This window comes from Limnobaculum allomyrinae (assembly GCF_016649425.1).
GTDB lineage: Bacteria > Pseudomonadota > Gammaproteobacteria > Enterobacterales > Enterobacteriaceae > Limnobaculum > Limnobaculum allomyrinae.
On the sequence record NZ_JADRCR010000007.1, the window covers coordinates 244,980 to 256,935 of the forward strand.

The 11,956-nt window shown below is 44.5% G+C and carries 12 protein-coding genes; 7 read left to right on the plus strand and 5 right to left on the minus strand.

The genetic code is table 11. The annotated features are described in order from the left end of the window. Positions 1-79: 79 nt before the first annotated feature. Positions 80-1,579, minus strand: coding sequence for an amino acid permease (locus tag I2494_RS14285; RefSeq protein ID WP_218467422.1), 1,500 nt, complete (start codon positions 1,577-1,579; stop codon positions 80-82). A gap of 154 nt (positions 1,580-1,733) precedes the next feature. After that, positions 1,734-2,636 (minus strand): DNA-binding transcriptional regulator YeiE, encoded by a 903-nt coding sequence (gene yieE / locus I2494_RS14290; protein WP_218467423.1) that lies wholly within the window; start codon positions 2,634-2,636, stop codon positions 1,734-1,736. A 111-nt stretch (positions 2,637-2,747) separates the two neighbouring features. Here yieE and I2494_RS14295 point away from each other — a divergent pair, with 111 nt between their 5' ends. Together I2494_RS14295 and nfo are read left to right on the plus strand one after the other, a co-directional pair. Beyond that, the gene (locus tag I2494_RS14295) at positions 2,748-3,830 is read left to right on the plus strand and encodes a YeiH family protein (RefSeq protein WP_218467424.1); all 1,083 of its coding nucleotides are present in this window, start codon (positions 2,748-2,750) and stop codon (positions 3,828-3,830) included. A gap of 96 nt (positions 3,831-3,926) precedes the next feature. Next, complete coding sequence (gene nfo / locus I2494_RS14300) at positions 3,927-4,784, plus strand: deoxyribonuclease IV (protein WP_218467425.1); 858 nt, start codon at positions 3,927-3,929, stop codon at positions 4,782-4,784. A gap of 214 nt (positions 4,785-4,998) precedes the next feature. On the opposite strand, the gene fruK is transcribed toward nfo, so the two are convergent. Continuing rightward, entirely contained in the window at positions 4,999-5,937 is a 939-nt protein-coding gene (gene fruK / locus I2494_RS14305) for a 1-phosphofructokinase (RefSeq protein ID WP_218467426.1), read from the minus strand. Positions 5,938-6,121: 184 nt separating this feature from the next. Continuing rightward, positions 6,122-6,376 (minus strand): YkgJ family cysteine cluster protein, encoded by a 255-nt coding sequence (locus I2494_RS14310; protein ID WP_218467427.1) that lies wholly within the window; start codon positions 6,374-6,376, stop codon positions 6,122-6,124. 217 nt (positions 6,377-6,593) lie between these two features. Between I2494_RS14310 and mtr the strand changes: the two genes are divergently transcribed. Then, positions 6,594-7,832 (plus strand): tryptophan permease, encoded by a 1,239-nt coding sequence (gene mtr / locus I2494_RS14315; RefSeq protein ID WP_218467428.1) that lies wholly within the window; start codon positions 6,594-6,596, stop codon positions 7,830-7,832. Positions 7,833-7,983: 151 nt separating this feature from the next. After that, complete coding sequence (yeiP, locus tag I2494_RS14320; protein WP_218467429.1) at positions 7,984-8,556, plus strand: elongation factor P-like protein YeiP; 573 nt, start codon at positions 7,984-7,986, stop codon at positions 8,554-8,556. Positions 8,557-8,640: 84 nt separating this feature from the next. On the opposite strand, the gene I2494_RS14325 is transcribed toward yeiP, so the two are convergent. After that, positions 8,641-8,964: a hypothetical protein gene (locus I2494_RS14325; protein ID WP_218467430.1), complete on the minus strand. Its 324-nt coding sequence runs from the start codon at positions 8,962-8,964 to the stop codon at positions 8,641-8,643. 301 nt (positions 8,965-9,265) lie between these two features. Here I2494_RS14325 and I2494_RS14330 point away from each other — a divergent pair, with 301 nt between their 5' ends. The 3 genes from I2494_RS14330 to mepS all read left to right on the plus strand — a co-directional run bounded on the left by I2494_RS14330 (position 9,266) and on the right by mepS (position 11,903). Further along, the gene (locus I2494_RS14330) at positions 9,266-10,246 is read left to right on the plus strand and encodes a CobW family GTP-binding protein (RefSeq protein WP_218467431.1); all 981 of its coding nucleotides are present in this window, start codon (positions 9,266-9,268) and stop codon (positions 10,244-10,246) included. Between the two features lie 80 nt (positions 10,247-10,326). Then, positions 10,327-11,034, plus strand: coding sequence for a phosphatase PAP2 family protein (locus tag I2494_RS14335; RefSeq protein ID WP_218467432.1), 708 nt, complete (start codon positions 10,327-10,329; stop codon positions 11,032-11,034). Positions 11,035-11,327: 293 nt separating this feature from the next. Further along, complete coding sequence (gene mepS, locus I2494_RS14340; protein WP_130590882.1) at positions 11,328-11,903, plus strand: bifunctional murein DD-endopeptidase/murein LD-carboxypeptidase; 576 nt, start codon at positions 11,328-11,330, stop codon at positions 11,901-11,903. Positions 11,904-11,956: the final 53 nt, after the last annotated feature.

An 11,956-nucleotide genomic window follows, 5' to 3' on the forward strand; every position in this document is an offset into this window, starting at 1 on the left:
AAGTAATAATACATCTTGATGACTATTTCTACTAAAAAGCGGCGTATTATACGCCGCTCTTAAATACTATAGTTACTAATTACTCTTCCCGGATTTCTGTTTTGGGAAAATCCATCTCTTTATAGCGGACAAATTTTGTTCTTTTAATTATTTTATATCCAAACCAAATTGCCAAAAACAGCGGAATACCTATATAAGTAGCCGCAACACCTGCCCAATCAATATTATCTTCCAGGAAGGCTTGGTAATTCTGCCCTAAAGTAATAATCAAACACAATACAAATGCGAAAATTGGCCCTAATGGGAAAAAACCTGAACGATATGGCAACGCGTCCAATGAATGTCCCTGCGCAATATAGCCGCGACGGAAGCGGTAATGACTGATGGCAATACCTAACCAGGCAATAAAACCTGTCATTCCTGAAGTATTCAGCAACCATAAATAAACTTGCTGATTACCAAACATTGAGGTCAGGAAGCAAAGTCCCGCCACAACCGTGGTGGCAATCAGGGCATTACGAGGTACACCACCGGAGGACAGCTTAGCAAAAATCTTCGGTGCTTTACCTTCCGCTGCCAGAGCATACAACATACGAGTAGATGCATACATACCAGAGTTACCAGCAGAAAGTACAGAAGTCAGAATAACCGCATTCATTACCGCTGCTGCTGATAACAGCCCTGCATGCTGGAACACCAACGTAAACGGACTCACACTAATATCAGTTTCATCATTACGTAACAGGCTTGGGTCAGTATAAGGAATTAATACGCTGACAATCAGAATCGCGAAAATATAAAACAGTAAAATACGCCAGAATACCTGACGCACCGCACGTGGAATATTACGCGCCGGATCGGCAGATTCACCGGCAGCGATACCAATTAATTCGGTTCCCTGAAAAGAGAAACCAACGATCATTGCCACACCAATCATCGCAGAGAAGCCACCGGCAAACGGTGCATCACCAATAGTCCAGTTATGCCAGCCTGAAGTTGGCCCACCTTTCATGATGCCGAAAATCATCAGCAGGCCAAGACCAATAAAGATAACAACGGTAACCACTTTAATCAGGGCAAACCAGAATTCGGCTTCACCAAATCCTTTTACCGAGATGTAATTCAATAAGAACATCAAGCTCAGGAATAGCGCACTCCAGATCCAACTTGGCAACCCAAACGGCGTCTCCGGGAACCAATACTGCATCACTAATTGCGCAGCCACCAGATCAACGGCAACGGTTACCGCCCAGTTATACCAATAGTTCCATCCCAGCGCAAAGCCAAAACCCGGCTCAACATATTTAGCGCCATAAGTAGAAAATGAACCAGAAACCGGCATATAAGAGGCAAGCTCACCCAGGCTGGTCATTAAGAAATAAACCATCAGGCCAATTAGCGCATAGGAAAGCAGCGCACCGCCCGGACCTGCCTGAGCAATAGTCGCACCGGATGCTACAAACAAACCGGTACCGATCGAACCACCGACGGCAATCATTGTTAAATGACGCGCTTTCAGTACCCGACGTAATCCCGGCACGCTTTTTTCCTTTGAATCTTTTGTATCGACCAGAGCCATTCTTAACCTATCTATTTGCTTGTCTGTTACTAAAAAGAGCGCGATTGTAGCAAAGGATAGATCGCGGGATAACATCAAACCTCTCAATATAAGATTCGTTCATAATTCTGAAGATCTTATTAGCAAAACCCAATAATGTGTTTTCGTCTACTTTTCAATCAGCCCGTTGAATCTCGGCCAATATCTGAGGAGTAACCCGACAATAAGATAAGAAACGCAATAAGCTGGAAGAAATATGTTTTTGACGGTGATAAATCAGATATAGCCTGCGTTCAAGAGGAGCAAAAGGGATCTTCAATTCAACTAAAGTTCCACTCTCTAATTGCTCAGCGACCACTCTGCGTGACAGACAACTGATACCAATACCATGGCGAACCGCATGTTTAATTGCTTCGGAATTACCCAGTTCTAAAATGGGCCTGGCTCCCGGCAGGTGTGACATCAGACTATGTTCCAATACATCTCGCGTACCTGAACCAGCCTCACGCAATATCCATGGCGCATTAATCAGATCATCAATCGTCACCGGCTTTTGAGTTAATGCGTGCCCTGCTGCGGCAAATACTACCAATTCATCGCTCATCCACGGTCGGGATATCAATTCGGGACTATGACATTGCCCTTCTATTAACCCTAAATCAGCACGAAAATCAGAGACCAGTTGAACAACCTCCCGGCTATTGGCAACAATCAGCTCCAACGGCGTGGATTGAAAATCCTGACGATAATGGGCAATCATTTCCGGCAACATATAGTTACCAATTGTGGTACTGGCTGCAATTCGTAGCGCGCCATCCTGCTGTTGAAAAAGCTGCTCAACTTCCATTGCCCTTTCCAACAAAGAGAGTGCTTTAGGATAAAGCAATCGACCATTTTCATTCACCACCAGTCGCTTACCCACCCGATCAAACAGTGCAGCATTAAGCTGTTTCTCCAGATCTGCTAAACCTGCACTCACCGCTGACTGTGACAGTGCTAAAACTGAGGATGCCTGTGTGGTTGAGCCACTTTTTACCACTTCAACAAATATCTCAAGCTGACGCAATGTGATATGCATCGCTGCTCCTTACCACTTATTTCGATTAGTTATAAATATATAATCAATTTCTCTTTTATAGCCAATTACTTTATTTTTGTAAGCCTATTCACTGTCAATAGGTCGTTATATATGCAACAGAGTCATTCAACTACGGTAAAACCATCCCTGTTTAAATCAGCAACGCCATTGTTGCCTGGTTTATTACTGACTGGTGCCATCACTTTACTCTCTATATATGCGGCAAACCAACCTTCAATAGCCCGGCTGGGGCTCAGTGCTTTAACACTGGCCATTGTGATTGGCATGGTATTAGGCAATCTGGTTTACCCTGCCATCTCTTCTGTTTGCGATGCTGGTGTGCATTTAGCCAAACAGAAATTATTACGACTGGGTATCATTTTGTATGGCTTTCGCCTGACCTTCCAGCAAATCGCTGATGTTGGCACGAGCGGTATTATTATTGATGCCCTTACTCTGATCTCTACCTTCTTTCTGGCCTGTTGGGCGGGAAAACATCTTTTTGGTCTGGATCGAGAAACCACTCTGTTAATCGGTGCTGGTAGCAGTATTTGTGGTGCAGCAGCCATTATGGCGGCAGACCCGGTAGTTAAGTCAGAATCCAGTAAAGTCGCCGTTGCCGTTGCAACAGTCGTTATCTTCGGCACTATCGCCATGTTTCTTTATCCATGGTTGTATCAGTTGGAAATGAAATATCACCTGTTAGGATTTTCTGATAATGACTTTGGTATTTATATTGGCTCCACGGTACATGAAGTGGCGCAGGTTGTAGCTGCTGGCCGCGCTATTTCTGATGATGCAGGTAACAGCGCAGTCATTGTCAAAATGATCCGCGTTATGATGCTGGCGCCCTTCTTATTATTACTCTCCGGCTATCTTAACCGTAGTAAGAAGAGCAGTTCATCACAGGGAGCGCAAAAAAGCGCTATCGTTATCCCTTGGTTCGCCGTACTGTTTATCGTGGTTGCCGGATTTAATTCTCTGGATCTGCTTCCACATATGGCAGTAAAAACCCTCATCGATCTGGATACTATTCTGCTCTCTATGGCAATGGCGGCGCTGGGGCTGACTACTCACATCAGTGCGATTCGTCAGGCTGGAATTAAACCACTATTACTCGCTACATTGCTGTTTATCTGGTTAATTGCCGGAGGAGCACTGATCAATCTTGCCGTTCATCAATTTGGTCTTTAATTGATTGTCTGTTTACTATTAGCGTTAATTATTTGTTAATAGATGTTGCTACCCAAAGTGTGAGATAATATTGGCTGGCAATACAGGAGAATAGATATGAAGTTTGTTGGCGCACACGTTAGTGCATCTGGTGGATTAGATCAGGCCGTTATCCGGGCTCATGAGCTTGAAGCAACAGCTTTCGCACTGTTTACCAAAAACCAGCGTCAGTGGCGAGCCGCTCCACTAACTGAAGAAGTGATATCAGATTTTCGCAGCGCCTGCGAACAATATCACTACAGCTCCGCTCAAATTTTACCTCATGACAGCTACCTGATTAATCTTGGTCATCCGGTGGAAGAGGCGCTGCAAAAGTCCCGGGATGCTTTCATTGACGAAATGGATCGCTGCCAACAATTAGGGCTAACGCTACTGAACTTTCACCCGGGTAGCCATCTGATGCAAATCGATGAAGATGAATGCCTTAAACGCATCGCTGAATCTATTAATATCGCCTTAGACAGAACCCAGAACGTTGTTGCAGTGATAGAGAATACAGCTGGTCAGGGCAGCAACTTAGGCTTTAAGTTTGAGCATCTGGCCGCCATTATTGATGGTGTTGAAGATAAAAGTCGTGTTGGTGTCTGTATTGATACTTGCCATGCCTTCGCCGCAGGTTACGACCTGCGTACAGAAGAAGATTGTGAGAAAACCTTTACTCGTTTCAGCGATATTGTTGGATTCAATTATCTGCGCGGTATGCACTTAAATGATGCTAAAAGCGAGTTTGGTAGTCGGGTTGACCGCCATAATAGTTTGGGTGAAGGTAATATTGGCAAAACCGTTTTCAGCTATATCATGCGCGATGAACGTTTTGACAATATTCCACTAATTCTGGAAACCATCAATCCGGATATCTGGAAAGATGAAATAGCCTGGTTGAAAAGCCAGCAGAAAGTGGCTGAAGCTGTTTGAGTAGCGCTAGCGCTGGCCCGCAGAGAGAAACACTATAAGGTGTTGTATCACTCCTTCAGCGGGCCAGACCCGACCCACTCTGTGGCTGAGTACGAATGGTCTTCCGGTCGGGCACAAAATCAATATAAGCCCCGCTGATTTACGACCGCCATATACATAGATGCCAACTAACGATATTCGTTAACACTCTGTATAGCCTATTTAATCGCTATCATTAGTTAAATGGTTTCAACTCAACTTGCGACATCATGGATGCCAGTTGCATGCGATCTTTAATGCCGACATTACTTTGACTCACCGCCAGCACCGCAACCGCGGTTGCCAATCGTAAAGTATGTTCACTGGACTCTCTCATTAGCAGACCATAAATCAGACCACCCACCATTGAGTCACCAGCACCTACCGTACTGACGACTTCACAAACCGGTGGTTTTGCCAGCCAGGCGCCGGAAGCGTTGACCCACAGCGCCCCTTCCACCCCCAGAGAGATCACCACATGAGCAATACCATCTTCACGCAGCGCGTGAGCAGCTTCTACCACATCTTCTAATGTCGGAAGTGGACGCCCCATCCAGATTTCCAGCTCACGGCGATTAGGTTTGACCAACCATGGCGAGGCCTTTAATCCGGCGGCAAAAGCTTCCCGGCTACTGTCAAAAATAATACAAGGACAGACGCTGCGCAGTTGGCGCATCCAGTCGCTAAATGATTCAGGATCGACACCCGCAGGCAAACTACCGCTCACCGCCACCATATCGAACTGCCCCAGCCATGATAATGAATCAGCCATAAACCGCTGCCAGTCACTCTGGCAAACTTCAAAACCAGAGAAATTGAAATCTGTCACTTCATTGCTGGCTTCAGTCAGTTTAACGTTGATACGTGTGCGACCCGGCACAACCTGAAAGCGGTTAGCAATACCTAATTCACTGAACAGTTGCTGAAAACCATCCTGATTCTCTTTGCCAAGAAATCCACCAACGGTGACATCAATACCCAGATCTTTCAGTACTTTTGCTACGTTAATGCCTTTGCCGGCCGCATGTAACCCCGCCGTTCTCACCCGATTGACATCCCCCAAAACGATATCCGGGCAATAGCCAACTAAGTCATAAGCTGGATTCAAGGTTATGGTCGCTACACGTCTGTTCATCTATTTCTTCTTTTTTTGCTTCTGTTCCGCTTTCCAACACCGTCAGAAAAGCAAAAAACGCAGATGCGTTTCCCTGTTTCCGGTTGGTGGATCGTTTCAGGTGATTCTAGCGCTATTTTTGCTCAATTGCTCTATTATTCCCCGAATATTTGAGACTCATGATGCAAAATACTTCATTCAGCAACTAGGGGGAGGTCAGGATTTCCAACTGATGTAAATAGCGTAATGCTTCATCCCGGTGGGAAAAACACATATCTTCACGCGGCTTTAGCTGGGCACAGACTTTTGGCCGATCGGGGTGATGAAAAATTTTACAGCGAAAAGACTCATCAAGATGAATGCAGGGAACATCCGCCGGTTTGCCATCTGGCATGCCGGGAATAGGACTGGATATTGATAATCCGATACAGCATGCTCCGCAACCCGTGCGACATTCCATTTTAACGATCCGCGATCAACGATTCTGGTGCCTGACCATAGCAGTACGCTGTGACGATAACCAGCTATTTACCATCGTGTCTCCAAAAATAGTTCTCTTGCCTATAATCTCCTCTTACTACCACCCCTGATTATGAAGAAATAGTTGTTTACAAAAGCATACAAGTACGTATCATTCGACTAGTACGGAAATATAACCCACTCAGGAAAGCATACACATGTCCCAAACAACCCCAATTAAACGCCCTTCTGTACTTGGTGGAGCGATGATTATTGCCGGAACCGCTGTCGGTGCCGGTATGTTCTCTATACCTATCGTCACCTCTGGCGTTTGGTTCAGCGGTTCAACCCTGATGCTGGTTTATACTTGGTTTTGTATGTTTATGTCCGGGCTAATGTTGCTGGAAGCCAATCTTAACTATCCGGTCGGTTCCAGTTTCCACACCATGGTTAAAAGCCTGTTAGGCAATATCTGGAACAGCATTAATGGTCTGTCGGTTGCATTTGTCCTTTATATTCTGACCTATGCTTACATCTCTGCTGGTGGTTCAATCATCAGCCATACTCTGACTTCCGTGTTAGACATTAACCAGACCATGGCTGGTTTGTTGTTTGCTATTCTGGTTGCCTTCATCGTTTGGTTATCGACCAAAGCCGTTGACCGTATCAATACAATTTTGATCGGCGGCATGGTGATTACCTTTGTCTTCTCTGTCAGTGATATGTTTGCCCAGGTTCAACCAGAAATTTTGTTCAACCGCAGTGAAAGTAACGCTGAATACCTGCCTTATGCATTAGCTGCATTCCCTTATTTACTGGCCTCATTTGGCTATCATGGCAATATTCCAGGGTTGGCTAAATACTACCATCAGGATGCTAAATCGGTAGTACACAGCCTGCTGATTGGTACTCTTATCGCGCTGGTTATCTATCTGTTATGGCAGTATGTTATTCAGGGGAATATCCCTCGCGCAGGCTTTAAGCAGGTGATCGCCGAAGGCGGAAACATTGGTAATTTGTTAGCCCAACTGGATAATGGCGTTGTTACCCCATTAGTTAAACAATTACTGAATGCCTTCTCTTATATGGCACTCGCCAGTTCATTCCTGGGTGTTTCCCTTGGGTTGCTGGATTACATTGCTGACTTCTTCAAATTTGAAGATACCTCTGCTGGTCGTACTAAGTCTGCTCTGGTGACATTTGTACCACCAACAGTAGCCGCACTGTTATTCCCTGATGGTTTCTTGTATGCCATCGGTTTCGCAGGTTTGGCGGCAACTATTTGGGCAGTTATCGTACCGGCGATGTTGGCTCGCGCCAGCCGTAAGAAATTCCCTCAGGCGACTTATCATGCTCCTGGCGGTAACTTTATGGTTTATTTCGTTATTCTGTTTGGTCTGATAAACATTGTGGCTCACGTAGCCTCAACGTTAAACCTGCTTCCGGTTTACAAATAATCGCCTGTCGGCATCAGAAACCACACATCGGTTTCTGATGCCTTTTCTTTCCCCGTTTTTTTTCTCTGTTACGATGAATTCTGCTTGCCTGTTTTACCCGTCACGAGTAATTTGTCGCCAGTCATTTAATCAGTGAGAACAGGTCATTTTTATGCCAAAAGCTAATGAAATAAAACGCGGTATGGCGGTTAACTACAACGGTAAAATGTTGCTGGTACGCGATATTGAAGTACAGAGTCCAAGCGCACGCGGTGCCAGTACCCTGTATAAAATGCGCTTTTCCGATATTGTTACCGGATTGAAAGTTGAAGAGCGTTTTAAAGGCGATGATATTATTGAGGAAATCAATCTGAGCCGCCGTCAGGTTACCTTTTCTTATATTGATGGTGACGAATATGTCTTTATGGATAATGAAGACTATACGCCTTATATCTTCAAGCAAGAGCAAATTGAAGAAGAGCTTCTGTTTATTCCTGAGGGTGGAATGCCTGGTATTCAAGTATTAACCGTTGAAGGCCGGGTTATCGCTCTGGAATTACCTCAAACCGTTGATATGGAAATTATTGAAACGGCTCCAGGTATCAAAGGCGCATCAGCCAGTGCCCGTAACAAACCAGCAACGATGAGTACCGGTTTAGTGATTCAGGTACCAGAATATCTGGATTCGGGAGAAAAAATCCGCATTCATATTCCAGAACGTCGTTATATGGGTCGGGCAGACTAACAAACAATAACGCCATCACTTTACCGTGATGGCGTTATTCAATTCAAATCCATAAGATATATCTTGAGTAACTAACTAATATTATTAGTTATACTCGATTTCCGTCACCGCCAATCCTTTCGACTTATCAAACCAGCGAAAACTCATTTTATTGTTGCCATTAGCTGGTATCAGCATCGTGATTTGTCCAACATTGCTAATTGGCAAATGACTTTTCACTACCTGATTATCGCGATTGCAACTTTGCACAATCTCAGTTCGATTGTTAGAAAGTTGACATCCTTCTTCTACTACTGCACCAGTAAAAATGATTCGGCCACCATCACTTGCAGATGCCATTGATAACGACGCTGTCCATGCAATCAATAACCAACCTGCTTTTGCGAAAAACCAGCGTTGATATTTCATACACAATATCTCCAGTCTCATGTTTATTTATCATGAACCTTTAGCCGTTATCTCCTCACCGTATTTTATTCATATCCATTCGATACCAAAGAGCCCTGCTTGTTTCAGCGATCGACGATGCATTAGGTTTTACAACGTCCACACGAATAACAAGCAATTGAACATTTACGCCACTTCAAATGTTCTCCTATAAGATATAGTTCCATTTGCCAATCAATGCCTACAATGTGTTAATAATCGCTCGATTATTTCACACGCATTACTTATCATTCTCATATATTCACTTTAAGGTATTTTTTCTGTGACAAAGGTTAATCTCATTACCGGTTTTCTTGGCAGTGGTAAAACCACCACGATCCAACACCTACTCCAGCAAAAGCCGGAAAATGAAAACTGGGCCATTCTGGTTAATGAATTTGGCGAAATTGGTATTGATGGAGCACTACTTGCCAATCGGGGCGCTACGCTAAAAGAGATACCCGGTGGATGTATGTGTTGTGTTAATGGATTACCAATGCAAGTGGGTCTGAACATGATATTAAAGCAGACTAAACCCGATAGACTGCTGATCGAACCTACCGGATTAGGGCATCCTAAACAAATTCTGAACCTGTTGACTTCTGAGGTTTATCAGCCATTTTTGACACTGCAAGCGACCTTTTGTCTGCTTGATGCCCGACAATTATCAGAGCCTCGCTATACGGAAAACGATAACTTTCGCGATCAGTTAGCCGCCGCCGATATTATTCTGGCAAATAAGTCTGATACTTATAGTCAACAAGATAGCGATCTATTATCCCAGTGGCATAATCAGGATCCGTTAAACAGACCGTTATATCTGGTTGAACAAGGAAAAATCGACAGTGCATTGTTAAACACAGAGCGCACTAATCAGCAATCTTTACCGGACAGTCCGCATCATCATACTCATTCAAAGCCTAACGGTTTGGCCGCTTTGAGCTTACCGGGTAATCAGGGATGGCGACGTGCACTGAACCAGGGCCAGGGATATACCAGCTGTGGTTGGATTTTTGACAGTGAAACCTGTTTTTCAACCACAGAATTACTGGACTGGGTACGTCTGTCTCCCGTTGAACGTGTTAAAGGTGTTATGCGTATTCCGGAAGGAACGCTAATTTTCAACCGTCAGGGATTCGATTTTAAGATAGAAACCCAACCTGTTGCGCCATTGGATAGTCGGGTAGAGCTGATCCATACCGATGAAGCGCCCTGGAATGAACTGCAAAGTGCATTACTAAAAGCGCGAATTAACATGCTGTAACAGACCATTTTTAGCACCCGATAGATTCTATGCTATTTATTTAACAACATTTTTATTAGTTAACTTTTGAAGGTATTTTGATGGGTTTGCGTAATCTCCCTGCAATTTTGCTGTTAAATGCATTTGGAATAGCTTTATTCCTCTCCTGGTATTTACCAGAAAACCACGGTTTCTGGTTTCCAATCGACTCTTCTATTTTCCATTATTTCAATCAGCATTTAGCGACCAGCAGCAGTTTCTTAAAACTGGTTGCGATCACGAATAATCGAGCCTTCGACAGTGTATCACTTTTGGCGATGGGGCTACTTTTCCTTTATTTCTTTGTTAAACAAGATGCTGCCGGTAAACGCTGGATGATCATCATGGGGATCGTGATGTTATTAACCGCCGTATTACTTAACCAGTCTGGTCGTTTATTACCGGTAGAACGCCCAAGCCCAACCTTAACTTTCACTGATATCAATCGGGTCACTGAATTATCGGGAATCCCAACCAAGGATGCTTCACGGGATAGCTTCCCCGGAGACCACGGTTTGATGCTAATGATCTTTGCCGCATTCATGTTGCGTTACTTTACCCGTTGGGCATTTTGTGTCGCTGTTGGCTATGTGATCATCTTCTCTTTACCCAGAATTATGGTTGGAGCTCATTGGTTTACCGATATTTATGTCGGCGCATTGAGTATGGCTTGTGTCGGTTTAAGCTGGTGGTTATTGACTCCCGCCTGTGACGCAACGATCAATTTCATCAATAGATCGATCCCCGGCAGAGGCAAACGCCAAAATTAACACTATAATTAGGCCGGTGGCGGTTTTGGCCACTGGTCTAAAGGATCGTTAAAGCTCGAAAAATGTGCTCTGCTACGCTTTCCTGATAGAAAAAACTCGCAATCAACCAGCGAATCAAGTAGTCTTCCCAACGTTTGTGCGTGCTCATTGCGTACTATTGGCAATGTCAGGAGCCTGTTTGTTGCTCTTTCTGCCAGTCAAAATTAGTACCTGGCGCCTTGTGCGGCAGATCATTGTTAATAACTCTTTTATAACGACGGTGTCGTTAAGGACTACACGGGAATTCCACACAAATGGTCAAATCTCAACCGATTCTGAGATACGTTCTACGATTGGCGCCTGCCGTAGCCGCAATCGTAATGTTATCTGGCTGTGGCACACTCTCCTCAACGGCTGAAGCATCTAATTCAAAGCATGCTCAGGCACAAAATGAGAGACAAGGACTGTCACTACAATCTACTCAGGATGAATTCGAATCCATGGTTAAGAACGTTGACATTAAGTCAAAGATTCTTAATCAATACGCAGGCTGGAAAGGTGTCCGCTACCGCATGGGCGGTACTAATAAAAGCGGCGTTGACTGTTCCAGTTTTGTTCAGATCACGTTTCGTGAGCAGTTTGGTTTAGCGCTTCCACGTTCAACCTCAATGCAACAAAACGTAGGTCAGCAAATTAAGCGTGAAAAACTGCGCCCTGGCGATATCGTACTATTCCGTTCCGGCTCTACTGGCCGTCACGTTGGAATTTATATTGGTAACGATAACTTTGTACACGCGTCCACCAGCAGTGGTGTGATGATTTCCAGCCTGAACGATCGATACTGGAATACGCGTTACCATCAGGCTCGTCGTATCCTGAGCAAAGGTTAATTCGCTATCAAAAACCTGAGCTGAATATTTATTCAGCTCAGGTTTTTGTCTAT